The organism is Halopolyspora algeriensis, from assembly GCF_003337235.1.
Taxonomy (GTDB): Bacteria; Actinomycetota; Actinomycetes; order Mycobacteriales; family Pseudonocardiaceae; genus Haloactinomyces; species Haloactinomyces algeriensis.
Window position 1 is genome coordinate 35895 of record NZ_QPJC01000017.1, and the last position, 25285, is coordinate 61179.

Genomic DNA, 25285 nt, shown 5'->3' on the forward strand with positions numbered 1-25285 from the left:
GGAGCCGCCCGCGCTCCTGTTCCACCGAAACAGGATCACCCGACAGGGGGAAACCTCCCATCGCCGGTCCACTACCGTTTCGCGGTAGTGGAACCACGGCGGTGGGAGGATATTGTGGCCGCTTCCATGCCGCACCTGAGTACCGCGCCGGTGCTGGCCATTCTCGTGTGTCACGACGGCGAGGAGTGGCTGTCCGAGGTGCTCGACGCAGTGCGGCGGCTCACCGTCCGTCCCCGGCACCTGCTGGCCGTGGACAACGGGTCGAGCGACGGCAGCCCCGACCTGTTGGCACGGGCGGCCCGCGGCGGCACGGGTGATCCGGATGGCGAGGAGGCCCTCCTCGACGGTGTCCTCACCCTGCCGGGCGATACCGGTTTCGGTGCTGCGGTGGCGGCGGCGGTCGAGCACGCCACCGGGCGATGGGGAGACCCGGGAGAGTGGCTGTGGCTGCTGCACGACGACTCGGCTCCCGAGCCGGACTGCCTGGAAACTCTGCTGCATGTGGCCGACGCGGACTCCGGTGCGGCGATGCTCGGACCGCTCGGCCTGGACTGGCAGGATCCCCGGCTGGTCGTCGACGCAGGCCTGTCGATGGACGCCTCGGGGCACCAGCAGACCGGGATAGGGCCCTCGGAAACGGATCCGGCTCTGGATACCGGGGAGCCACCGGAGGAGAGTTCGGGACCGACCTCCCCGCTCCAGGTCTCCGAGACCCTGGCGCTCTCGACGGCTTGTGCCTTGATCCGGCGGTCGGTCTTTCAGCGTCTGGACGGGTTCGACGAGGCGCTCCCCCTGGTGGGCGAGGACATCGACCTGGGGTGGCGGATCAACGCGGACGGTCATCTCGTACTGCGCGTACCGGAGGCGCGCATGCGCCATGCGGGTGCGTTGCGGCGAGGTACCCGCTCGGTGTCCGCGCTCCCGGCGCGGGGAGCGCGGACCGTTCCCGCGGCACAGCGTGTCCACGGTGTCCGTACGTTCCTGGTCAACAGTGCGCCCGTACCGTTCGTGCTCGGTGCCGTGCGGCTGTTCCTGCTCGCACTGGCTCGGGCGGCCGGATTCACCGTGCTGCGCCGGATCCCCGAGGCGGCTGCCGAGGTCGTCACCGGGTGGGGGCTGCTCACGGGCCGGCTCGGTCTGTGGCGGGCACGGGCGGATCGGCGGCGGATGACCCCGCGGCCCCAGCGTGTGCACGGTCTGCTGACCAGTCGCCTGACCCGCCTGCGCAACGGTGTGCGCGCAGGTTTTGCGCGGGTGATGCGGGACCGTGTGCGGCGGGATGTGGTGCTGGGACGGACGCCTGCGGCGGAAAGGCTGCCCGCACCGTCCTCCCGCCCCCTTGCCCGTCGCTCCGGACCCGAAGCGCTTCCGGCCGGGGCGCCAGGAGCCCCGAGCGGGCGCAGGCGCGGGGTGGCCGGGCTGCGCAGGCTGAGCGGCTCGATCGCCGTTCCCGTCGCGGCCGTGGCCACGTCCGAGGAGCCACGGGTCCCTCCGGAACCGCGCCCGTCGCCGGTTCCGCGCGGTGATCATGATCACCACGGTGGAGCGGAGAGCGGGCTGCTGCTCATCCCGGTCGATCGGTCGCGGGTGCTGCGGGAACTTCTGCTGGCTCCACCGGTGCTGCTGGTGGCGCTGCTGGTGGGTGTCGCCGTGCTCGTCCACGGTCCGCTTGCGGAATTCGCGCGGTTCGGCACCGACCTGCACGGCGGGCGACTGTTCGCGGTATCCGACCTCGCGACGACGTGGTCCGACTACCTCGCCGCCTGGCATCCGCACCACGGCGGGACGGGCTCGCCCGCGCCTGTTTCACTCCTGGTGCTCGCTGTGCTGGGCACGGTCTTCGCCCCGGTCGGAGGGCCCGCGGCGGTGGTCGCCGCGCTGCTGCTCCTGGACATCCCGTTGTCCGGGATCTCGGCCTACACGGCGACTCGTGCGCTGCCGGTGCCCCGGCTGGGGCGCGCGGTTGCCGCAGCGGCCTATGCCCTGCTGCCCGCGGCGACGATGTCGGCCGCACAGGGGCGGCTCGGCGTCGTCGTGGCGCACATTCTCATCCCGGTGCTGCTGAGTGGTATCGCCTTCGTGGTGGGGCTGTCCGGACGTACCGGCGGCACGGCGAAGCCGGGCCACTGGCTGGGTACGGCATGCCTGACCGCACTGGGAATGACCGTGCTCGCAGCTTTCACCCCGCTGATGCACCTCGTGCTCGTCGCGCTGGCGTTGCTCGGTTTCGTGCTCGTGCCGAGTCCGGCACAGCCCGCCTCGCCGGACAGGGCACCGCGCAACACCGCGCGCCGTATGGCCGGACTCGGCGCGATCGTGCTGCTGCCGGTCGCGTGCTTGCTGCCGTGGCCGATGGTGCTCCTCGAGAACCCGCAGATCCTGGTGCACGGTCTGGGGGCGCGGATGGTCGAGGAGCCCGCCGGGGTTTCCCTGGCTGCGTTGAGTCCCGGCGGTTCCGTCACGAGCTGGAGTGCCGGTGTTCTCGTCGTCGCGGCGATCGCCGCGCTCGTGATGGCGCCCTGCCGCGCCGTACTGCCGGGAATCGTCGTGGCGCTGACGGGATGGGCGGTGGCGGTGGTCGTCGGCACGGTCCCGGTGACACCGATCTGGGGTGGGCCGAGCACGGTCGGTTGGACGGGCGCCCCACTGGTGCTGGTGGCTTCCGGCTTGGTGTGGATCGTTCTCGCGGCGGTCCACGGGGGGCGGCGACCTGTGCGATTGCCGGTTTCCGGCCCGGCCCGGCCCGCGGTCGCCGCGGCGGTGGTGGCCGCACTGCTGACCGTGGCCTCGGGTGCGGTGCTGGCGGGCAGTGCCGGCCCGTTGCGGGTGCAGCGGGCGAAAGCGGCTCCCGCGCCGGTGGCCGAGCCGGCCGAGCCCGGTTTCCTGCTCTCCCTGTCCCCGGGGCCACAACCCGCCCGGCTTCTCGAGGGGGCACAGCCCCGCTTCGGCACGGACGCCGTGGTGCCCGTTGACACGGCGGTGGACTGGCTCCACCGGATCGATGCGGAGCTGCTGTCCGGGCAGCGATCCCGCGTGCGGGAGGCACTGGCTGCGGCAGCCGCGCGCGGCGTGGACGTCCTCGCGGTGCCGGACACCGCGACCGCGGCGAGGCTGCACGGGGTGGCCGGGGACCTGGTGGAGAGCAGCGGTGTACTCGCCGACGGCCGTCCCGTGCTGGGCCTTCTGATACCCGCCAACCCGGTCGAACTGCTGGGGCCCGCGCTGGCCAGGCAGGCGCGCCAGGGCGTGACTCCCTCTCCCGAATCGTGGCCGGTGGCGGTCGAGGCGACCCTGCCACACGTGGCGGTCCGCGTCTCCGAGGGTGCTGCCGGGAGGCTGCTGGTGCTGGGGGCGGAGAACGAGGCCGGCTGGCGGGCTCGTGTCGACGGTCGGGAGGTCGCGCTGGCCACGGCGTGGGGGCATCAGGTGGCCGTCCCGCTGCCCGCCCGAGCCAGTCGGGTGCAGGTGACCTTCACGGAGATGCCGAGGACCACTCTGCTTGCCGTGCAGGCCGCCGCGGTCCTGTTCACCCTGATCGCAGCCCTGCCACAGCGGCGGCGCTCCCGGCGCGCGGGAGCTGCCGGTCCGCCGACCGCCCCGCACGAACCCGCTCAGCGTCCCTCGATGACACCGGGGTCCAGTCCCAGGTAGGCGGCGACCTGCTCGACCAGGACGTCGTGCAGCAGATGCGCCATGTCCGTACCGCTGCGTGCCCGGACCTCCAGCGGATGGCGGTAGAGCACGATGCGGGCACGGGTCGGCAGGCCCTGCCGATCCACCCCCGCGGGCACCAATCGCGCCAGCGGCACGTTCGCGTCGACGACGACGTCGTCGTCCCACACCACCGTCTCCGGAGAGGTCATGGTGATCTCGGGAACCTCGTCCACGGCGACGTCCAGTTCCGTCAGTTCGGTGTGCCAGCGCTGTTCGATCGGTTCGAAAGCATCCACCACCAGTGCGTCGAAGCGCTCCGAGCGGCTCCGGGCCGCGGGCACGGAGGACGGGTACAGCGGTCCTCGCAGGCCACGGCCTCGCCGATCGCGCCGAACCCGAACTCGACGGCGAGATTCACGTGCGACTACCACGCGCCGAGAGTACGCCTTCGAAACTCCGCTGTGTTGAGCCGTTCGAACCCGTTTCCGCGTGCCTGCGGCGTGCCTCGTGACAAGGGCGCTATCGTGCCGGGTGTGCTGACCGCCAGGCGTTGCTCGAGAACCGGGTGTGCCAACCCGGCGGTGGCGACTCTGACGTATGCCTATTCGGATTCCACCGCGGTCGTCGGGCCACTGGCGACCCATGCCGAGCCACACAGCTACGACCTCTGTGAGCAGCACGCTCTCCGGCTGACCGTGCCCAAGGGTTGGGAGGTCGTCCGGCACGAAGGGGAGTTCACCCCGCCGGAACCCTCGGCCGACGATCTGACGGCCCTGGCCGAGGCCGTCCGCGAGGCAGGAAGGCCCGGCGGACAGGACGTGCCGACCGGCGGAAACGGGCGCCGTGGTCACCTGCGTGTTCTGCCCGATCCGCTGGACGAGTAAGGGAGTGCCCGGAACGGCTCGTGCGCCGATCGCTGCCCGCCGGCCGGTGCGGTCGAGCAGGCGGTCGTGCCGGTTCGCGCGATCCCCGAGACGGCCCGGTACCGCGGGTTTTCGCGCTCGTGGGGGCACCGATGGATTGTGGTAGGGCGATCTGCCACCACTGTTGCCGCGATGCCCGGTAGGCTCACGGAAGGCATCGTGAAGCCGGATTTTCGTGGAGAGTGCAGCGTGCGTGACCTGTCGGGGATCGTCAAGGCATACGACATCCGCGGGATGGTGGGTGACGAACTCGATGCCGACGTCGCCCGCGACGTCGGTGCCGCATTCACCAGGCTTGTTGGTGGCCCAGCCGTGGTCATCGGCTATGACATGCGGGAGTCCTCCCCGGAGCTGGCGGCCGCGTTCGCCGAAGGTGTGACCGGTCAGGGCATCGACGTCGTGCACATCGGACTGGCCAGCACCGACATGCTCTACTTCGCTTCCGGGCACCTGGAGCTTCCCGGGGCCATGTTCACCGCCAGCCACAATCCGCCGGAGTACAACGGCATCAAGCTGTGCCGCTCCGGTGCCGCACCGGTCGGGCAGGACAGCGGACTGTCCGAGATCCAGGAGCTCGTTTCCCACGGGGTTCCGGAGTTCCTCGGTGCGCAGGGTTCGGTCACCGAACGCGACATGCTCGGGTCCTACGCCGCCTTCCTGCGGGAACTGGTGGAGCTCGAGGGGATTCGCCCGCTGACCGTCGTGGTCGATGCGGGCAACGGCATGGGCGGGCACACCGTTCCGTCGGTTCTCGAGGGGCTGCCGGTGGAGGTCGTGCCGCTGTATTTCGAGCTGGACGGCACCTTCCCGAACCACGTGGCGAACCCGCTGGATCCGGCCAACCTCGTCGACCTGCAGGCGAAGGTCCGCGAGCTCGGCGCCGACGCCGGGCTCGCGTTCGACGGGGACGCCGACCGCTGCTTCGTCGTCGACGGGAACGGTGATCCGGTCTCGCCGAGCGCCATCACGGCGCTGGTGGCTTCCCGCGAGCTGGCCAGGGAACCGGGTGCGTCGATCATTCACAACCTCATCACCTCGAAAGCAGTGCCCGAAATCGTCGCCGAGCAGGGCGGTAAGCCCGTGCGCACGCGCGTCGGCCACTCGTTCATCAAGCAGACGATGGCCGAGACCGGAGCGATCTTCGGTGGGGAACACTCGGCGCACTACTACTTCCGCGACTTCTGGCGTGCCGATTCGGGGATGCTCGCCGCACTGCACGTTCTCGCCGCGCTCGGGGGGCAGGACGGCACGCTGGCGGAGCTGATGGCGAGTTACTCCCGGTACGTGGCTTCCGGAGAGATCAATTCGACGGTGCGGGACCAGGGTGAGCGGATGCGCGCAGCCGCCGAGGCGTTCCGTCACCGGAACGGAGCTCGTATCGACGAGCTCGACGGGCTTACCGTGGAGCTCGCGGATGGTTCCTGGTTCAACCTGCGCCCGTCCAACACCGAGCCACTGCTCCGGCTGAACGTGGAAGCCGGGGACACTGCCACCATGGCAGCACTGCGGGACGAAGTGCTCGCGGTGCTGCGGGACTGATCGGTCCCGTACCGGGTGGTCGGGCCGCCGGGCCCGTGCGGCCACCATGCCGGATGCGGTACCACGGTCCGGGCGATACGGGCGGGTACGAGGGCTGCGGTGACATTGTCGGTGGGAACCGCACAATCACACGGGCATTGATTTCGGGAGGAACCGTGAGTGTGGAGTGGGAGCCCCGGCTGCTGGACATCCTGGCTTGTCCCTGCCCGCAGCATGCGCCGTTGCAGCCCGGCCTGGCGGATGATCCCGGTGCCGAGTACCTGACCTGTACCTCGTGCGGGCGTGGCTTCCCGGTCCGCGACGGCATCCCCGTGTTGTTGCTGGACGAGGCGGTCGGCGGGCCACCGGCGGACGCCGCTGCCGGCAGTCCCGAAGAGAGGTAGCGTTCATGCTCGACGACAGCCTCTTCGAGGATTCCGCGAGGTTGGCCGAGATCGACACCGATGGTCTGCTGCGTTCCGCCGCTCTCGCGGGCGCTCAGGTGCGCTCTGCGGCGGAGACGGCGGCCGAGGTGGATCTGAGCGACCTCGCCGATGCCCGTCCGCGCGCGCTCGTCCTGGTGGCCCGGGCCGGTGTCGGCCCCGGCGCATGCGACATGCTGGCGGCGTTGCTCGCCCCGACGTGTCCCGTGCCGGTGGTGCGTGCCGACTCCGTGCCGTCCTGGGCGGGACCACTGGATGTGGTGTTCGCGCATACCGGCGACGCCGGTGACTCCCTCCTTGCCGAGTCGCTGGAGCGAGCCGCTCGCCAGGGCGCGAACGTGGTTCTGTCCGCCCCTGCGGACGGCCCCGTGGCGGCATCGGTGGCGGGCCGGGCGAAGGTGCTTCCGCCGAAGGTTCCCGTGCCTGGCGCACTGTCGGTGGCGCATGTGTTCACCGCCGGGCTCTGCGTCGCGCGGGAGCTGGGTTTCGTGCAGGCCGACACCGACGTGCTCGCCGACGAGGTGGACCGGCAGTCGGCGCTGTCACATCCGAGCCAGGAGATCTCGACGAACCCCGCGAAGTCCCTGGCGCTGCGTGTGGCCGATCACCAGCCGCTGCTGTGGGGTCTGAATGCGGTGTCCACCGCCGTCGCCGGACACGCCGCCTTTGCGCTCGGTTGCCACGCTGGTGTGCCCTGCGATGTTGCCGGCTATGCGCAGGCTGCCTGCCGATACGCGCTGCACCGTGCCGGTGCCTCGACCGGAACGGAAGCGGATCTGTTCGCCGATCCGGAAGACGGTCCGGCGGCGCATCTGCGGGTCTTTTTGATCAGCACGCGCTACGGAGACGAGGCCAGGGTCCAGGAACGGGCTGCGGTCGCCGCATTGCCGGGAGCGGATGTGCTCGCTCCGGTGGACACGGCTCCCGAGGACTCCGTGGTGCGGTCGATGATGCTGGCGAGCCGGTTCGACCTGGCTGCCGTCTACCTCGGCCTGGCCGCGGGAACGCTGGACGGTCCCGGCCGGGCGTCCCCGCCGACGTACTCGAGCCGATGACGCGCCTTTTGTCGCCGGGAAGTGTCTCTCGGGCAGGATCGGGGATCTCCCCGAGGCCATCGGCTCCGCACATCGATGGACCGATCCGGACACTGTGCCGATGAACACCGAACAGGCGGCGAGGAGAGGAAGCGAGAACGACAGTGGAGTTACTGCGTAACGCAGTGCGTCCCTACGCATGGGGATCGCGCACCGCGATCGCGGACTTGCTCGGCCGCCCCGCTCCCGCACCGCACCCCGAGGCCGAGCTGTGGATGGGAGCGCACCCGGGGGACCCGTCCCGGCTGCTGCGCTCCGACGGATCGGAAGTGTCCCTGCTGCAGATGCTGCATTCCGACCCGACGCACCAGCTCGGCACGGCCTGCACCGGCCGGTGGGGTGCGCGCCTGCCCTTCCTGCTCAAGGTGCTCGCGGTGGACGAGCCGTTGAGCCTGCAGGCCCATCCTTCCGCCAAGCAGGCGGCTGCGGGTTTCGCCGAGGAGGAGGCTTCGGGGATTCCGCGCAATGCGCCGCACCGCAACTATCCCGACCCCACGGCGAAGCCGGAGCTGATCTGCGCCCTGACCGAGTTCCACGCCCTGGCGGGTTTCCGGGATGCCCACCGCACGGTGCGGCTGCTGCGGGAGCTCGACGTGCCCAGCCTGCGTTCGCACACCGGCTTGCTCGCCGCCCAACCCGACGAGGACGGCCTGCGGGCGCTGTTCACCACGTGGATCACCCTGCCCGAGCACTATCTGCGGGAAGTGATGCCCGAGCTGCTCGAGGCGTGTGAGGCGCACCTGCGCGCCCGGGGCGAGTTCGCGATGGAGTGCCGCACGGTGCTCGAGCTCGGTGCGGACTATCCGGACGACGCCGGGGTGCTGGCGAGCTTGCTGCTGAACAGGATCGTGCTGCAGCCCGGCGAAGCGATCTTTCTGCCCGCCGGGAATCTGCATGCTTACCTGCACGGCACCGGCGTGGAAATTCTGGCCAATTCCGACAATATTCTGCGGTGCGGGCTCACACCGAAGCACGTGGATGTTGCCGAGCTGCTGCGCGTCCTGGACTTCGACTGCGGCGATATGCGGGTGCTGACCGGTCAGCAGCGGGACGCGAACCTGACCGTGTATCGCACTCCCGCCGAGGAATTCGAACTGTCGAGAGTGCACTGGTCGCCGCAGGCACCCGGGGGTGTGCGGCTGGATTCGAGCGGACCGCAGATCCTGCTGTGCACTCAGGGGCGCATCCGTTTGTCGGCCCAATCGAGTGTCAACGGATCGCACCGGCCCGAGAGTCCCGTCGGTGGCTCGGTCCCCGAGGGGAGGGCTTCCCCCGCCCACGGCTCGGGGGTCGGTACGTGTCGGGAGCTGGAGCTGGCCCGGGGAGAATCGGTGTGGCTGGCCGCCTCCGATCCGGCTGTGATCGCCCGACCCGTGGACATCACAGCGGATGGCGCGGCCCAGATTTTCCGTGCCGCCCCCGGTGCGGTGTGAATGGTGTGAATCATGGGGACTCGGTGTTAGCCGATTGTGTCCTTCGGCATGATCCACCGAGGGCTCGGTTTCCATTATCGTGCTGATCCACCAACGGCGGGAACAAGGAGGCGATGGTGCCGGGGACCGGGATATGGCGGACCAAGTCGGTCGAACAATCGATCATGGACACCGACGAGCCCGATACCAGGCTACGCAAGAATCTGGGCACGTGGGACCTGATCGTTTTCGGTGTTTCGGTGGTGATCGGGGCCGGGATCTTCACCATCGCCGCCCAGGTGGCCGGCGACGTGTCGGGGCCTGCGGTGACCCTGGCCTTCGTCATCGCCGCGATCACCTGCGCACTCGCCGCGCTGTGCTATGCCGAGTTCGCCTCGACGGTGCCCGTGGCGGGCAGTGCCTACACCTACTCCTACGCCACCTTCGGTGAGTTCCTGGCGTGGATCATCGGCTGGGACCTCATCCTGGAGTTCTCCATCGCCGCGGCGGCCGTGGCCAAGGGCTGGTCGGTGTACCTGCAGGAAGTGCTGTCCATTCTCGGTCTCGGCTTGCCGACCTCGCTGCCGCTGGGGCCGTTGCAGTTCGACTGGGGAGCGATACTGCTGGTGGGGACGCTGGTCGCCCTCCTGGTGACCGGTACCAAGTTGTCGGCACGGGTCAGCCTCGTCATCACCTCGATCAAGGTTGCCGTCGTGCTGTTCATCATCGTGGCCGGCATCGCCTACATCAGTCCGGGCAACTACACGCCGTTCATTCCTCCCGCGCAGCCGTCCTCCGAGGGCGGTTCCGGGCTCGAGCAGACCCTGTTCTCGCTGATGCTCGGCGGCGAGACCAGCACGTTCGGCGTTTTCGGCCTGCTGGCCGGTGCCTCGCTCGTGTTCTTCGCGTTCATCGGGTTCGACGTCGTGGCCACCACCGCAGAGGAAACCCGCGATCCGCAGCACAACGCACCGCGCGGCATTCTCGGCTCGGTGGCCATCGTGACCGTGCTCTACGTGGCCGTGGCTCTGGTGGTCACCGGAATGGTCCACTACACCGAGCTGAGCACGGGGCCGGACGGGGAGAGCGCGACACTGGCGACCGCATTCGACCTCAACGGCGTGAACTGGGCCGCCACTCTTGTTTCGGTGGGTGCGCTGATCGGTCTGACGACCGTGGTCATGGTTCTGCTGCTCGGGCAGACCCGCGTGCTGTTCGCGATGGCCCGGGACGGTCTGCTCCCGCGGCGGCTGGCCAAGACGGGCGAACGGGGAACTCCGGTACGGATCACCCTGCTGGTCGGCGTCGTGGTGATGGTGGCAGCCGGTTTCTTCGAGTTCAGCAGGCTGGCCGAGATGGTCAACGTGGGCACGCTGTTCGCGTTCACACTGGTGGCGCTGGGCGTCCTCGTGTTGCGCCGGACCAGGCCGGACCTGCCGCGCGGGTTCCGTGCGCCGCTGGTCCCGCTGGTGCCGATCCTGGCGATCGTCGCCTGCCTGTGGCTGATGATCAACCTGACGGTTCTGACCTGGGTCCGCTTCGTCGTCTGGATGATCGCCGGAGTGGTGATCTACTTCCTGTACAGCCGCAACCACTCGGTGCTCGGGCGGCGCCTGGCCGGTGAGATCTCCGATGGAGGAGCGGTGGGCCGGAGGAAGTAATCGTGCTGCCGATGTGCCCGGGCTTCCCGGTCTCAGTGCTCGGTGGGGCGCAGTGCCGTGGTCCGTTCCCAGGGAGGTGTCTTCCCGCGCGGTTCGGTGATCTCCGGTGGCTCCTCGAGCACCTCGGTGGTCCGGGGGCAGGACTGTTCCGGCGGGTCCGGTGCGCCCGCGGGGGCGGGATGGTCGGTGGCTTCGCCGATCCGGGCCGTCTCCTCCGTCGGTCCGGACGCCACCGTCGCCCTGTCCGCGGTCGCCTCGGCGGGTTCTGCGTCGGTACCGTGTGCGTACGGCGCTGCCGGATCGACTTCGCCGAGCGGGGGCGTGGCCGTGGTCGCCGGAGTGCACAGCGGCAGGTTGGCGCCCCGTACCGGGATCTCCAGCTCCGCGGCCATCGCGATGGCTCGGTCCCACTCCGGGTCGCCGCTGTACTCGGCGTGCTGCAGCACTCCCGGCACCCAGCGGCGGATTCCGAACGGGCCACGCTGCGGATCCGGCATCCAGTGGTCTCCGCCCAGTACCAGTGCACCGGTGGGACCGCGTGTGGCGGCGGGCAGCGGCCCCTGGGTGCCGTCCGGACGGAAGCCGACTCCGAGAAGTTTCCCGTCGTGGACCTGCCGGTTCCAGGTGCTCACCGCTCCGCCGAGGGGATCGGTGCCCCGGCACAGGCAGTGCCAGCGACCGTCCAGGGCGCCCGCGAGTTCTCGTTGCGCGCCGTGCGAGATGGACCCCGGAAACGCGCGTGCGTAGGCCCACTGCAATTGTGATCCCGCGGTGACCAGGCCGACGCGTTCCCGGTCCGCCTCGGGCAGGGAGTCCATCAGACGTGCGGCAGCCACTGCCGCCAGCAGGCTGCCCTGGCTGTGGCCGACGAGGACCACCCGGGTGTCGGGATCGGCGAGATGCTCGGTGACGCGCTGCACCAGTTCGGGGATGATCTTGACCGCGTAGCAGGGAGGCACCACGGGATGGGCCTCGCGTGGCCAGAACAGCGTCAGGTCGCACAGCACACCGAGCCGACGAGCGACTTGCGGCCGTTTCACGGCCAGGTACACGGTCCGCAGGGCCGTGAGGGCGAGTGCGGCAAGCGCTCCCACACCGAGTCCGAGCAGCCAACGAGACCACCCCGGGTAGGGCGCTGCGGCCCAGCGCAGTACGAGCGACACGCCGGTTCCGGTTGCCAGCACGGCGGCGGCGAACAGCAGCAGGTGGTGGCCGTAGCGACGCTGCCATTCCGCCCATTGCCAGGCGCCCGCGGCCCGCTGCTGATCCTGTGGCCGGCCGGCGTGCAACAAGGCGATCTCGGGGGAGACCCCGCTTTCCGCTCGGGTCTCCCGCCACCATGTGAACCACAGGTACGGCGCGGTGACGAGTGCGGCGAGCACGGTCAGGGCGGTGGCGACTCCCCAGAACAGCGCCACGCTGTCATAGGCATGCGGCAGTTCCAGTCCGGGAGTGCCGAGCGCCTGGCGCAGGCTCAGCGCGAGTCCGGCCCCGAAGCCGGCGCCGATCAGGCAGGCGGTCAGCAGGATCGGTGCGGCCATCCAGCCTCCCGCCCACGGGCGCAGATGCCGCGGCAGGTGGGCCCACGCCGGTCGTGCCGACCTCGCGGCGGGAATCAACAGCAGCCCCAGCGCCGTGCAGGTGAGCAGCAGGCCCGCGACGAGAGCATCGATCACGGGGCCCGATCCGGGAAGCGGGCCGTTCATCGGCGGAGGAACCAATGCCGTGACCAGGACCAGGGCAGCGGCTGTTGCCATCAGGAGGCGGCGGGGGAGACGCCCCAGCGCCGCACGCAGCGCGCGGCCGCCACGCGACCCCGCTCCGGTGGGATCGTCCAGGGCAACGGCGCCGAGGAGGCACAGTGCGAGCAGGAGGCTTGCGGCAAGCCGACGCGGGTCGGAAGGGGCCGCGAACGGCCCGCCGAGTGCAAGCACGACCATGGTGGACAGAGCTGCCACGGTGTGCAGCATGCGCAGAGCCGGGGTGTCCGGGTCGGTCACCACATTGGCGCCGGGCAGCAGGGGTGCTCGGGCCGAGTGGTGCGGCCCTTCCGTGCGTGGTGCCCGGACATGCCAGGACATCGTGGACAGCCACTGCATCGCCAGTACGACCAGCGATACGGTGAGCAGGGCGAACACCGAGCGCGCCGTCTCCGCCTGCCGGATGACATCGGGTACGGCGTGACCCAGGCAGCCGGAACCGGCGCGCAGGCACTGCGCGGCCAGCAGGTCGGCAACGAGCACGGTCAGCTGCGCGGTGAACAGCATCGTCAGCAGCAACGCCGCCAGGCGCATCAGCGCACGCAGCACTGGAGCCAGTGTCCTGCCGAGCGCGCTGTCCGACCGTGCCTGCGGCAGCATCCAATGAGCCATGTTGGCGAGAGCGAAGGGGAAGAGCAGCGCCCAGGTGGCCTTCGTTCCTCCCGAGGTCATCTCGCCCCACACGTAACCTTCGACAGTACGGGGCACGCTGCGCTCCCCGGCCGTGAGCATCGGTCCGGGCACCGGACGCAGCAGTCGGTCGGCGGGCCGTACGATCCGGCCGACACCGTCACCGGCGACATCCACGGACGCGACCGAATCGGTCAGGTCCTCGGGTGTGGTGCCGAGAATTCCGTGCACCCGCAGCTCGACCACGCGGGTATCGGGCCCGGGTACCTGCACTGTGCCTCCTGGTCCGCGCCCCGGCCGTCGAAGCCCGGGGCGAGATCGCCGTACTGCCGATCATGATTGTCCACCGTGAATCGGCGTGGTGCGACTCCTTACGCGAAGATTGTCCCCGTTTTCGGATGCCGGGCATGCGAGTGCCGGTGGGAGCGAGCCGGGAGCGGGCGCCGAGCGCGGTGGCGGCTCGACTAGGGTCGGCGACGTGGGTCGGCTGATCGTGATCGAGGGACTGGATGGCGCGGGCAAGCGCACGCTCGCCGACGGGCTTGCCGCCGAACTCGATCGCCGCGATCGTTCCGTGGTCCGTGCGGCGTTTCCGCGCTACGGCACCGACGTGCACGCCGACCTCGTCGCCGAGGCGCTCCGCGGTGCCCATGGCGATCTCGCCGACTCCGTCCACGGTATGGCGGTGCTCTACGCGCTGGACCGCCACGGGGCGGCCGGGACGGTGCGTGAGGATCTGCAGCAGCACGACGTCGTGCTGCTCGACCGCTACGTTGCCTCCAACGCCGCCTACGGTGCCGCCCGGCTTCGGCAGGGCGCCGACGGCGACTTCGTCTCCTGGGTGTCCGAGCTGGAGCTCGAGCGTTTCGCCCTGCCCCGTCCCGACCTGCAGATCCTGCTGCAGGTGCCGACGGCACTGGCGGCGGGACGCGCCGAGCAGCGGGAGCGCTCGGACGCGGAGCGCCGCCGCGACCGGTTCGAAACCGACTCGCCTCTCCAGCAACGTTGCGCCGAGGTCTACACCGAGCTTGCCGAAGCCGGTTGGTGGTCGCCGTGGCGCGTGGTGGACGGTGCCGCGCGGGTGGACTTCGCCGAGCTGGCCGATGTGAGCCTCGGGGAACTTACGCGCGAGTAATGCCCCGTTCGGCGGTACCGTGCGCCGTGCCGTACGTACTGACTCGGCGACCTGCAGTAATGGTCACCGGGTGGTGTATGGGCACTGGGTGAAAAGTGCAACCATATGGGACATGAAGGCACGTGTGCTCGTGGTCGACGACGATCCGGCCCTGGCGGAAATGCTGACCATCGTGCTCCGCGGCGAGGGCTTCGAGACCGCCGTCGTCAGCGATGGCACCAAGGCGATGCCTGCCCTGCGCGAACTCAAGCCCGACCTGGTGCTGCTCGATCTGATGCTGCCCGGCATGAACGGCATCGATGTGTGCAAGGCCATCCGTGCGGAGTCGATGGTGCCGGTCGTGATGCTGACCGCCAAGAGCGACACCGTGGACGTCGTGCTCGGTCTCGAATCCGGAGCCGATGACTACATCGTCAAGCCGTTCAAACCCAAGGAGCTGGTCGCCCGGCTGCGAGTGCGGTTGCGTCGCACCGAGGCCGAACCGGCCGAGGTGCTCTCGATCGGGGATCTCACCATCGACGTTCCCGGGCACGAGGTCACTCGTGACGGGACACCGATCGCCCTCACGCCGCTGGAGTTCGACCTGCTGGTGGCCCTGGCCCGCAAGCCTCGCCAGGTGTTCACGCGTGAGGTGCTGCTGGAGCAGGTCTGGGGGTATCGGCATGCTGCCGACACGCGGTTGGTGAACGTGCACGTGCAGCGGCTCCGTTCGAAGATCGAGCAGGATCCCGAACGTCCCGAGGTGGTCCTGACCGTTCGGGGTGTCGGTTACAAGGCCGGGCCGCCGTGATCCCGCCCCGTGCGCGTGGTGGTTCGAAAAGTCCGTGGGGACGATGAGGTGAGTATCCGGGTGTTTCGTGGCCGCATGCTGCGGCAGAGGCTCACCCGTGCCCGCGAGGAGGTCCGGCACCGCTGGCACCGTTTCGAGTCGGTGTGGCGGCGCTCCATGCAGTTGCGGGTCGTGGTGAGCACTCTCGCACTGTCCTCGAGCGTGGTCTTCGTGCTCGGCATGGTGCTGCAGACCCAAATCACCAACCGGCTGTTGCAGACCAAGGAGAGGGCGGCGATCGTGCAGGTCGACTCGAGCCTGCCGACCCTGGAGCGGGAACTGACCGCGGTCGACCCGAACTCCGAGGATGTCACCGAGCAGCTCGAGGGCGCCCTGAACCGTCTGACCACCTCGGTATCGGCGCAGACCGACACGGAGTCGGTGGCCGGGGCCTTCGACCCCGTGCTGGTGGACGGGCATGCCGCGACCCCTCGGCACTTGCAACCGTCGGCAGGTCCGGTCGACGACGTTCCGATCGAGCTGCGCAGATTCGTCGAACGCGGCCGGTTCGCCACCCAGATCACCACCGTGGAGCGCGAGAACAAGTGGGTGACGATGCTGGCCGTCGGGAGCCCGGTGGGTACCGCCACCCGCCCCTTGCAGGTGTACTTCCTGTTCCCGCTGAGCGCGGAGCAGCGCACCCTCGATGTCGTGCAGAGCACCCTGCTGGTGAGCGGTCTCGTGCTTCTCGCTCTCCTGGGCGCCATCACGAACCTGGTCACCAGGCAGATCGTGCGCCCGGTGCGGCGTGCCGCGAGGACCGCGGAGCGGCTCGCCGATGGCAACCTGGACGAGCGAATGCGGGTGATCGGGGAAGACGATGTTGCCCGGTTGGGCGATTCGTTCAACGAAATGGCCGACAGCCTCAAGCACCAGATTCAGCAGCTCGAGGAGTTCGGCCAGCTGCAGCGCCGGTTCACCTCCGATGTCTCGCACGAGTTGCGCACCCCGTTGACAACGGTGCGGATGGCCGCCGACGTGCTGCATGCCTCCCGGGAGGAGTTCCCACCGGGTCTGGCGCGGTCGGCGGAGCTTCTCGTCAACGAGCTCGACCAGTTCGAGGCCTTGCTGACCGATCTGCTGGAGATCTCCCGGTTGGACGCCGGAGTCGCCGAGTTGGCCACTGAACCACTGGACATCCCGACGGTGGTGCGCCGGGCTGTCGAGTCGGTGCGCCCGATCGCCGAGACCAGCGAAGTCGAACTGCGTACCGACCTTCCGGCAGAGGAGATCAGCATCGTCGCCGACGCGCGGAGAGTCGAGCGCATCGTGCGCAACCTCGTGGCGAACGCGATCGACCATGCCGAAGGCGGTCCTGTCTAGGTCGTGTTCGGCGCTGACGACGGCGCCGTCGCGGTCACGGTGCGCGATTACGGCGTGGGCCTGCGACCCGGTGAGGCGGAACTGGTGTTCACGCGGTTCTGGCGAGCCGATCCCTCCCGTAATCGCAAGACCGGCGGCACCGGCCTCGGGTTGTCGATCAGCTCCGAGGACGCCCGCCTGCACGGCGGACGGCTGGATGCCTGGGGCGAGCCGGGGCAGGGCTCCTGCTTCCGGCTCACCTTGCCGCGTCGTGTCGGTGACGAGCTCGAGGGCAGCCCGCTGCCGCTGCCCGGCGTCCGCAGTGTTGCCGCTCCCGACGCGATCGCCGCTCCCGACGCGCTGCTGGCCGCTCCGGTCGACACCGCGCAGGAGATCCCTCTTCCGGAGGGCGAGGCCCCGGAGGGCGAGGATGCTGCCGAGGCACCCGAGCGCGGCTCGGCCGGGCTCTCGGAGAGTGGAGCGCGGGAGGAAACGACATGAGACCGAGCTCCCGGCTCGCACAGCTGATCGCGCTCCTGGTGGCCGTGCTGATCCCGCTCACCGGCTGTGCCTCGATCCCGAGGCACTCCGATCCGGAGGTCGTCAAGCGGGTCGACGAGGATTCCGGCAGCAGCAATGCCGCCTCACTGCCCGACGACCTCAGCCCGCTGGCGCTGGTACGCAACTTCGTCAACGCCGCCGCACCCGCCAACGACTATGCGGCGGTCCGGATGCATCTCACCGAAGCCGCACGGCAGTCCTGGCAGGCTCCTTCCGAACTGCTGATCGTCGAGGACGTGAACACCGTTCCCCTTCCGGAACCCTCCGGCACCCCGCAGGGGGTGCGGAAGGTGAGCCTGCGGGTGAACAAGGTGGGACGGTTGAAGGCCGACCGGTCGTTCGTGCCGAAACGGGGCGCCTACGAGGCCGAGTTCCGAGTCGAGCGGCAGGCGAACGGCCAGTGGCGGATCGCGAACCCACCACCCGAGCTCCTGGTCAGTCGCAGCTCCTTCACCAAGAGCTACACGCCCGCGCCGATCTACTTCCTCGATCACGAGCGTAACGGTGTGGTGCCCGACCTGCGCTACGTGGTGAGCCAGCCGGCCAGCACTCTGCCCACCCGCATCATCGACCTGCTGCTGGCGGGACCGTCGAAGAACTTCCGCGGCGCGATGGGGACGGCACTTCCCCCGAACGTGGACACCAAGACGAACGTCAGCGAAGCCGGTGACGGAGCGCTGGTGGTCAACTTCAGCGACCTGGGGGGCGTGAGCGAGCAGGCCAAACAGTTGATCGCGGCGCAGGTGGTGCTGTCCCTGCAGGGAGTCAGCAACGCGCGGGTCCGGCTGCAGGAAGAGGGCACATGGCTGCTGCCCGAGCAGGGGGCGCTGCGGCCGCCCGACGTCGTCTCCTACAAGGCGAACAACAGCGTGCGTTCCGATGTGATGCCACTGGCCGTGGTGAACGAGCGACTTCTCGAGCTCGACAGGACGGCGGACGCGGTTCCCGGTCCCGCCGGTTCCGGGCAGTACGAGGTGATCACGGCCGGACGTTCGATGGACGGTACGAAGCTGGCCACGGTGGTGCGTACTCCCGATGGCGGGGTTGGGATGCGGATCGGGCCCTACGGCGAGGCACTCGCCGGGGTCGATGTGTCCGGTAGCTTCATGAGCAGGCCGACGTGGCGTACCGAGTCGGAGGTGTGGACCGTTGTCGACGGGCGCAGGGTCGTGCGCATGGTCGACAACGGCAACGGTGGCTGGACGGTCAGCACCGTCGGTACCGAGCAGTTCTCCGGCGACGAGCCCATCACGGACCTGCGTCTGTCCCGGGACGGCACGCGGGTCGCCGCGGTGGTCGGAGGGCGGATCATGGTCGCAGGCGTGCTCGACCGCGGCAGCAAGACCACGCTGAGCACGCCCACCGTGCTCAGCGGTGGGCTCCAGGATGCGACGGTCACGGGCATCGGGTGGGTGAGCAGCGATTCCCTCGTGGCTATCACCGACAGTAGCTCGATGCCGGTTGTCGAGGTCACGGTCAACGGGCTCAAGTGGGACCCTTACGCTTCGGCGAACCTGGTCCAGCCGGTCAGGGCCGTGACCGTGGGGCCCGACCAGAAGGTGGTTGTGGCCGATCGCAGCGGGTTGTGGCAGGTCGGCGGTCAGGACGACCTGTGGCAGCTGGTTCCCGCTCCGATCGGTGGTGGGTCGATCCCGTTCTACCCGGGATGACGCAGGCAGTGGCGTGGCCGCCTGCGGAGGGATACGGGCGGGGCAGCACTGCGGTGGCGTGCCGGAGTGGAGTGCCGGTGGCCCGGCCGGCCGCACCGGGAAGGGCCGGGTGCTTGCCGACACGCGCGGAACAGGTAGCGATGTGCGTGCTCCGGTGGGCCGGTCGCGCGCATGCTCGAGCGCATGGATGACGGGATCGGACGTTGGCAGGTTGTCCGGGACGCTGTTGCGGGACTTGCCGATCTGTTGCTGCCGGTGCGTTGCGCCGGATGCGGCTCTGCAGGCACCGGATGGTGTACGTCGTGCCACGGGCAGCTCTGCGGGTTGCTGCGAGTGGAGCGGCCATTGTTCGGACCGGCCCTGCCCGTTCGTGCCCTCGGGCGCTATCGGGATGCGGCCCGGCGTGCCGTGCTCGCCTACAAGGAATCGGGTCGCCGGGACCTGGCGGTTCCGTTCGGCCGTTGTATGGCCACGGCTGCAGGCATCATGATCCCGGAGAGCGGCAACGGGCACAGGCGTGCGGAGACCTGCTGGCTGGTTCCGGCGCCGTCCCGGGCATCGGCATCGCGGCAGCGCGGAGGCGCGCACATGGCACGTGTCGGCCGCAGAACGGTTTCGGCGCTCGTCGAGGCCGGGCAAGCGGCGGCGCTGGCCGACTGCCTCGCACTGGGGCGAGGCACCCGGGATTCGGTCGGGCTCGGGCCCGCTGAGCGGGTGCGGAACCTGTCCGGCCGAGTGCTGCTCCGAACCGGTCGGCTTCCACCTCCGTACGCACCGGTCGTGCTGATCGATGACGTCATCACCACGGGGGCGACGGCCGTGAGCTGCGTGCGGGCACTGGAGTCCGCAGGAGTGCAGGTATCGGCCGTTCTCGCCCTGACCGCCACGGCTTCCTAAAGGTGCGGTTCCGACAAGGGGTTGCGGCGCTGCGGTGGCCGAGGCCCGTGCTTGCCCCTGCGGTGTGTTGCCTGCTCACAGCGAGTCGAAAGTCGCTGGGACAGGTTGGGAACTTGTGGCTTACACCATTCGTTACCGGGGTAGGAGCAGAACAAGCGCAGGGGCAAGTCCTCCGCGGAGGCTCGTCGGGGCCCCTACGACGATGGAGGGGGTTACGCAGAGTATTCACCTGGTATCGCCCGACTCGGGGGCTGTCATGAATCCGCCGAGCGGACTAACGTCCTTGTCGTTCGGGCGTATCCGGCTGCTGAAAGGAGTGCAATCCAGGTCCTCGGTGCCGGGCACGAGCCGATGATGAGCATTCTCTCCGGCGCCGCCGTGACCGATTCTCGCGGAAGCACGCTTAGCAACGGAGGTCGTGAATGGACATCGTCGTCAAGGGTCGCAATGTCGAGGTGCCCACCCACTACCGGGAGCATGTCGGTGACAAACTGACCCGGCTCGAGCGGTACGACAGGAAGAGCATGCGGGCCGACGTGGAACTGTTCCACGAGCGCAACCCACGTCAGGCCAAGAATTGCCAGCGAGTCGAGATCACCTTGAAGTGCCGGGGGCCGGCCGTCCGTGCCGAAGCCAGTGCCGCCGACTTCTACTCCGCTCTGGATGCAGCCACGAACAAACTGGAAACTCGCCTCAGTCGGATGCACGATCGCAGGAAGGTGCACCACGGGCGGCACACTCCGAGGTCCGTGGCAGAGGCGACGGCGGCGATGGCGGACCGCCCGGTAGCGATGGCCGGCGCCGAATCGGGTCCCGCGGGGGAGTCGAACACGCGAACGGCTCTACTCGAAGAATCCCGGGAAGGGGTGAGCGAGCGCACCGAACGTGACGTCGAGGTGCCCGACCCACGCTGGCGCGGCGGCGAGAACGAACCGGGACGCATCGTACGGGAAAAAGAACACACGGCCGCTCCGATGACCGTTGACCAGGCTCTTTACGAGATGGAACTGGTCGGGCACGACTTTTACCTCTTCTCCGATGCGGACAGCGGCAAGCCCAGTGTCGTGTACCGCCGGAAAGGATTCGATTACGGAGTGATCAGGCTGGCAGCCTGAACGGCGCCAGGAAAAACTGCGCCAACAGTGACTCGGACAGCTGTCCCCCGCGTACCGTGGTGCGCGGGGGACAGCATCGTCAGCCGGTGTGCGGCCGGAGGCGGTGGTGTTCCCGACGCGCTTGCTCGGAACGGACCGGGTGAGTGCACATCCGGTTCCGGCCTCCCGGTCGTGCCGGACGCTGGTGCCCCCGGGTGCGGCGTTCGAGTGAACGGTCGAGTCGGAAGCGGGTTCTAATAAGATGGCGAAAAGCGTCCGTGACGGGCGCGTCACGATCAGCTAGTGAGGTCGACCGGATGGTCCTGTCCCGACTGCTCCGCGCCGGCGAGGGCAAGATGCTCAAGCGTCTGCGTGCCATCGCGGCGCACATCAACAAGCTCGAAGACGACACGGTCGCGTTGTCCGACGCCGAGCTGCGGGCCAAGACCGACGAGTTCAAGCGCAGGCACGGAGACGGCGAGTCCCTCGACGATCTTCTGCCGGAGGCATTCGCCGTTGCTCGGGAAGGTGCCAGGCGCACGCTCGGCCAGCGCCACTTCGACGTGCAGCTCATGGGTGGCGCGGCACTGCACCTCGGCCAGATCGCCGAGATGAAGACCGGTGAGGGCAAGACCTTGACCTGTGTGCTGCCCGGTTACCTCAACGCGATCGCGGACAAGGGCGTGCACGTCATCACGGTCAACGATTACCTCGCCAAGCGCGATGCCGAATGGATGGGTCGCGTGCACCGCTTCCTCGGGCTCGAAGTGGGGGCGATCACGGCCGACATGACTCCCGACCAGCGTCGGGACGCCTACATGGCCGATATCACATACGGCACGAACAACGAGTTCGGCTTCGACTACCTGCGCGACAACATGGCCTGGAGTCTGGCCGAGTGCGTGCAGCGTGGGCATTTCTTCTCGATCGTCGACGAGGTCGACTCGATTCTCATCGACGAGGCCCGCACACCGCTGATCATCTCCGGCCCCGCCGACCAGTCCTCGCGCTGGTACCAGGAGTTCGCCCGGCTCGCGCCCATGCTCAAGCGCGATGAGCATTACGAAGTCGACGAGCGTAAGCGCACCGTCGGCGTCACCGAGGAGGGCGTGGACGTCATCGAGGACCAGCTGGGGATCGACAACCTCTACGAGGCGGCCAACACGCCGCTGGTCGGCTATCTCAACAACGCGCTCAAGGCCAAGGAGCTGTACCGCCGGGACAAGGACTACATCGTCCGTAACGGCGAGGTCGCCATCGTCGACGAGTTCACCGGGCGCGTGCTGCACGGTCGCCGCTACAACGAGGGCATGCACCAGGCGATCGAGGCCAAGGAAGGCGTGGAGATCCAGGCGGAGAACCAGACGCTGGCCACGATCACACTGCAGAACTACTTCCGCCTTTACGACAAGCTTGCGGGCATGACCGGTACCGCCCAGACGGAGGCTGCCGAGTTCCAGGGCACCTACAAGCTCGGTGTGGTGTCCATCCCCACGAACGAGCCGATGATCCGCGCGGACCAGGCGGACCTGATCTACAAGAGCGAGGAGGCGAAGTTCGCCGCCGTCGCCGAGGACATCGCGAGCAAACACCAGAAGGGGCAGCCCGTCCTGGTGGGTACGACCAGCGTCGATCGCTCGGAGTACCTGTCGAAACTGCTGACCAAGAAGGGGATCCCGCACAACGTCCTCAACGCCAAGCACCACGAGTCGGAGGCCGGCATCATTGCCGAGGCCGGGCGCAAGGGTGCCGTGACGGTGGCCACCAACATGGCCGGTCGTGGTACCGACGTGGTGCTCGGTGGCAACGTCGACCACCTCGCCGATGCCGAGCTGCGTCGGCGAGGTCTGGATCCGGTGAACGACCGCGAGCAGTACGAGGCGGAATGGCCTGCCGTGGTCGAGAAGATCAAGGTTCAGGTCGAAGCCGAGGCCGAGGAGGTCAGGCAGGTAGGCGGTCTTTACGTGCTCGGCACCGAGCGCCACGAGTCCCGGCGTATCGACAATCAGCTGCGCGGCCGTTCGGGGCGCCAGGGCGATCCCGGTGAATCACGGTTCTACCTCTCGCTCGGCGACGAACTGATGCGCCGGTTCAATGCTGCGATGGTCGAAACGGCCATGACCCGCCTCAAGGTGCCGGATGACGTGCCGATCGAGCACAAGATGGTCACTCGGGCGATCCGCAGCGCGCAGACCCAGGTCGAGCAGCAGAACATGGAGATTCGCAAGAATGTCCTGAAGTACGACGAGGTGCTCAACCAGCAACGTTCGGTGATCTACACCGAGCGTCGCCGGGTGCTTGAGGGTGAGGACCTCCGTGAGCAGGTCAAGCACATGCTCGACGATGTGATCGGTGCGTATGTCAAGGGGGCGACCGCCGAGGGGTACTCCGAGGAGTGGGACCTCGACAAGTTGTGGTCGGCGCTCAAGACTCTCTACCCCGTGTCGATCGACTGGGAGGATCTCGCCGAAGACGACGAAGACCTCACCAGTCGACGACTGCGCGAGGCAGTGGTCGCCGATGCCACATCCGCTTACGAGCGCAGGGAAGCCGAGGTCGACGGCAAGGTCGGCGACGGCGCGATGCGTGAGTTGGAGCGCAGGGTCGTGCTCAGCGTGCTCGACCGCAAGTGGCGTGAGCACCTCTACGAGATGGATTACCTCAAGGAGGGCATCGGGCTGCGAGCCATGGCGCAGCGCGATCCACTGATCGAGTACCGGCGGGAGGGCTTCGACATGTTCAATGCCATGTTGGAGTCCTTGAAGGAGGAATCCGTCGGCTTCCTGTTCAATGTCCAGGTCGAGGCCGCCGAACCCGAACCGGTGCAGGAGGAGCCCTCGGTGCCGGTATCGGTGAGCCACGCAGAGAGCAGTCAGCAGCCGAGCGAGCAACCTCAGGGACAGCCGGCTCATTCCCGCGGTTCCAGGAGTTCGGCAGGTCCGGCTCTGAGTCAGCTCGGGGGGCTCTCGGCAAGTCCTGACACGCAGGCACCGGCGGCCTTGCGTGGCAAGGGGCTGGAGCAGCCCGAAAGTCGGCCTCTGAACTACTCCGGCCCGTCTGACAGCGGTGGTGTGAAGACCGCCAACGGCTCGGGCAATGGTTCCGACAACGGTGCGGGTTCTGCCGGCGGGACCCGGCGCGAGCGGCGAGCGGCCGCTCGCGCCGAGGCCAAGAAGAACAAGAAGCGCTGAGTTCTTCTCCACGGCGGGCGGGGCGGTGCTCACACGAACGCCAGCATGGTGCAGGACCATTGCGTGCTCTGCCGCTCCAGTCGCATGGTCAGGGCGCGGACGCGCCGGGTGTCGGCGATGACAGCGCAGGCTTCCACCGTGCGCGCACTGATCGGACATGCGTGTACGGATCGCAGGCGATACACGGGGCCGGCTGTGGACCTGCTCCGGACCATTGTTGCGAGGAGGCCTGCCACGGGCCCGGAAACCCAGTGCCGGATCTGGCGCAGGGGTCTGCGGCCCGCGAGCACGTCGAGTACCTGCCCGGCCGTACGGTGGGCGAGGGCGGAGGCGGTGCGGTCACCGGGTCCACCGGTGACCGGAGTCTCCACCGGATTCATGCGAGTGTGGTGGGCGGTGTTCCCCGCGCCGCGCTTGGCACCTGCTTGGGTCACGATGGCCTGAGTCACGAACATCCTCCTGTCTGCGACATCTCGTTGCGGACAAGAGGGGATCGGGAGCGGAATCCGGTCGGCTCGAACGCGACCCTCACCCGATCGGGCGGTCGGTTCGGGCGTGCCGGCACCGCCGGAGGCGTCCACCTGGTGTTTCGAAGATTTCCGGTGCTTTGCCCGGTCCTCTAGGCTTACCCCCGTGGAGTTCCGGGGCCTGGTGCTGGATTACGGCGGCGTTGTGACCGATCCTGGTGAAGCGATGCGGCACGGTGCGGAGCCACCCATGATCGAAGTGGTGCGCAGGGCGCGCCATGCCGGTATCCGTACGGCACTGCTGTCCAATGCCGATGCCGGTTCGGGATGGCCGGAAGGGACCGAACTGTTCGATGCCGTGGTGCTCTCGGGATCGGTCGGCATGGCCAAGCCGGATGTCGGGATCTATCGGTTGACCGCCCGGAGATTGGGACTCTCGCCATCCTCCTGCGTGTTTGTTGACGATCTCCGGAGCAATGTCTCGGGAGCCGTGGAAGCCGGGATGGTCGGCGTGTACCACAGCTCGGTCTCGGAGACCCTCGCTGAACTCGAGGTCCTCTTTACCCCGGCGCTGTTGGGGTGAGGGCTGTGCGCTGGTCATTTGCGGTGTCAGGGGGGTGGGTGTGCGGGGACGTCCGACGATGATGTAAATTTTTCGTTGTCAGCACGGAACGAGCCGGTGTCAGCTGGATCGGGTGTTGACGGGGGTCATGAACAAGCTTCCACGGTGATGGTAGAGTGAATGACCTGGCCCGGCGAGAAAATTGATGTGGTCGACAGAGTGTCCGTATGGGCTCTGCTGTAGGCAGCGCTTTTCGGTCGGGGTCGCTCATTCGGCGATTGTTTCGCTCGGTGATGCATGCGGTGGCCGCTTCGGTCCCTTGAGGGGGCCGGTGTGAGTGGCCGAATCCGGATGGGTTAGGCTGAAAGCCAACACAGAAAAACACGCGGGGCGTGGCCTGCCTGTGGTGGGTGTGTTCTTTGAGAACTTGACAGTGTACCGATGGTTCGGTGTGTTTGTGCGGAACCGTTTTTTGGTTTTTT

16 protein-coding genes and 3 pseudogenes are annotated in these 25285 nt (G+C 68.5%); 16 read left to right on the top strand and 3 right to left on the bottom strand.

The annotated features are described in order from the left end of the window. Positions 1 to 114: 114 nt before the first annotated feature. Positions 115 to 3651, top strand: coding sequence for a glycosyltransferase family 2 protein (locus DFQ14_RS19890; protein WP_257233771.1), 3537 nt, complete (start codon positions 115 to 117; stop codon positions 3649 to 3651). Here the strand turns inward: DFQ14_RS19890 and DFQ14_RS19895 are convergent. Beyond that, on the bottom strand, positions 3612 to 4085 hold the full coding sequence (locus tag DFQ14_RS19895) for a metallopeptidase family protein (RefSeq protein WP_114454857.1): 474 nt from the start codon (positions 4083 to 4085) through the stop codon (positions 3612 to 3614). The two genes, DFQ14_RS19890 and DFQ14_RS19895, sit on opposite strands and share 40 nt — an antisense overlap. Before the next feature lie 102 nt (positions 4086 to 4187). Here DFQ14_RS19895 and DFQ14_RS19900 point away from each other — a divergent pair, with 102 nt between their 5' ends. From DFQ14_RS19900 to DFQ14_RS19925, 6 genes are all read left to right on the top strand, one after another. Beyond that, complete coding sequence (locus DFQ14_RS19900) at positions 4188 to 4538, top strand: DUF3499 domain-containing protein (RefSeq protein WP_114454858.1); 351 nt, start codon at positions 4188 to 4190, stop codon at positions 4536 to 4538. Between the two features lie 228 nt (positions 4539 to 4766). Next, a complete protein-coding gene (locus tag DFQ14_RS19905) occupies positions 4767 to 6116 on the top strand; it encodes a phosphomannomutase/phosphoglucomutase (RefSeq protein ID WP_114454877.1) in 1350 nt (449 codons plus the stop codon). Between the two features lie 155 nt (positions 6117 to 6271). Next, a complete protein-coding gene (locus DFQ14_RS19910) occupies positions 6272 to 6499 on the top strand; it encodes a Trm112 family protein (RefSeq protein WP_246195780.1) in 228 nt (75 codons plus the stop codon). A 5-nt stretch (positions 6500 to 6504) separates the two neighbouring features. Next, the gene (locus DFQ14_RS19915) at positions 6505 to 7593 is read left to right on the top strand and encodes an SIS domain-containing protein (RefSeq protein ID WP_114454860.1); all 1089 of its coding nucleotides are present in this window, start codon (positions 6505 to 6507) and stop codon (positions 7591 to 7593) included. A gap of 143 nt (positions 7594 to 7736) precedes the next feature. Continuing rightward, complete coding sequence (gene manA / locus DFQ14_RS19920; RefSeq protein ID WP_114454861.1) at positions 7737 to 9065, top strand: mannose-6-phosphate isomerase, class I; 1329 nt, start codon at positions 7737 to 7739, stop codon at positions 9063 to 9065. A gap of 116 nt (positions 9066 to 9181) precedes the next feature. Then, positions 9182 to 10705, top strand: a complete 1524-nt coding sequence (locus tag DFQ14_RS19925; RefSeq protein WP_170206392.1) for an amino acid permease — start codon at positions 9182 to 9184, stop codon at positions 10703 to 10705. A gap of 32 nt (positions 10706 to 10737) precedes the next feature. Here DFQ14_RS19925 and DFQ14_RS19930 read toward each other — a convergent pair whose 3' ends face one another. After that, entirely contained in the window at positions 10738 to 13368 is a 2631-nt protein-coding gene (locus DFQ14_RS19930) for a hypothetical protein (protein WP_114454862.1), read from the bottom strand. A 205-nt stretch (positions 13369 to 13573) separates the two neighbouring features. Here DFQ14_RS19930 and DFQ14_RS19935 point away from each other — a divergent pair, with 205 nt between their 5' ends. The 8 genes and pseudogenes from DFQ14_RS19935 to DFQ14_RS22675 form a co-directional block, all read left to right on the top strand. Further along, a complete protein-coding gene (locus DFQ14_RS19935; RefSeq protein ID WP_114454863.1) occupies positions 13574 to 14230 on the top strand; it encodes a dTMP kinase in 657 nt (218 codons plus the stop codon). Positions 14231 to 14342: 112 nt separating this feature from the next. Next, on the top strand, positions 14343 to 15020 hold the full coding sequence (gene mtrA, locus DFQ14_RS19940; RefSeq protein ID WP_114454864.1) for an MtrAB system response regulator MtrA: 678 nt from the start codon (positions 14343 to 14345) through the stop codon (positions 15018 to 15020). A gap of 75 nt (positions 15021 to 15095) precedes the next feature. Beyond that, a pseudogene (gene mtrB, locus DFQ14_RS19945) lies at positions 15096 to 16862 on the top strand (MtrAB system histidine kinase MtrB). Then, a complete protein-coding gene (locus tag DFQ14_RS19950) occupies positions 16859 to 18592 on the top strand; it encodes an LpqB family beta-propeller domain-containing protein (RefSeq protein ID WP_179951627.1) in 1734 nt (577 codons plus the stop codon). The pseudogene mtrB and the gene DFQ14_RS19950 overlap by 4 nt, the downstream one beginning before the upstream one ends. A gap of 183 nt (positions 18593 to 18775) precedes the next feature. After that, a complete protein-coding gene (locus tag DFQ14_RS19955; protein ID WP_114454880.1) occupies positions 18776 to 19489 on the top strand; it encodes a ComF family protein in 714 nt (237 codons plus the stop codon). Positions 19490 to 19911: 422 nt separating this feature from the next. Continuing rightward, positions 19912 to 20604: a ribosome hibernation-promoting factor, HPF/YfiA family gene (gene hpf / locus DFQ14_RS19960; protein WP_114454865.1), complete on the top strand. Its 693-nt coding sequence runs from the start codon at positions 19912 to 19914 to the stop codon at positions 20602 to 20604. 296 nt (positions 20605 to 20900) lie between these two features. Beyond that, a pseudogene (gene secA, locus DFQ14_RS19965) lies at positions 20901 to 23445 on the top strand (preprotein translocase subunit SecA); the annotation flags it as partial. A gap of 62 nt (positions 23446 to 23507) precedes the next feature. Beyond that, positions 23508 to 23774 (top strand): annotated as a pseudogene (locus DFQ14_RS22675) (hypothetical protein); the annotation flags it as partial. Between the two features lie 29 nt (positions 23775 to 23803). On the opposite strand, the gene DFQ14_RS19970 reads toward DFQ14_RS22675, so the two are convergent. Continuing rightward, entirely contained in the window at positions 23804 to 24223 is a 420-nt protein-coding gene (locus DFQ14_RS19970; RefSeq protein WP_246195779.1) for an Rv3235 family protein, read from the bottom strand. 184 nt (positions 24224 to 24407) lie between these two features. Between DFQ14_RS19970 and DFQ14_RS19975 the strand changes: the two genes are divergently transcribed. Further along, complete coding sequence (locus DFQ14_RS19975) at positions 24408 to 24824, top strand: HAD-IA family hydrolase (protein ID WP_114454867.1); 417 nt, start codon at positions 24408 to 24410, stop codon at positions 24822 to 24824. The last annotated feature ends 461 nt before the right edge of the window (positions 24825 to 25285 follow it).

Coding starts and splice junctions, on each gene's coding strand:
- DFQ14_RS19915 (WP_114454860.1), top strand. CDS start 6,505: ATGCTCGACGACAGCCTCTTCGAGGATTCCGCGAGGTTGGCCGAGATC.
- mtrA (WP_114454864.1), top strand. CDS start 14,343: ATGAAGGCACGTGTGCTCGTGGTCGACGACGATCCGGCCCTGGCGGAA.
- DFQ14_RS19950 (WP_179951627.1), top strand. CDS start 16,859: ATGAGACCGAGCTCCCGGCTCGCACAGCTGATCGCGCTCCTGGTGGCC.
- DFQ14_RS19955 (WP_114454880.1), top strand. CDS start 18,776: ATGGATGACGGGATCGGACGTTGGCAGGTTGTCCGGGACGCTGTTGCG.
- hpf (WP_114454865.1), top strand. CDS start 19,912: ATGGACATCGTCGTCAAGGGTCGCAATGTCGAGGTGCCCACCCACTAC.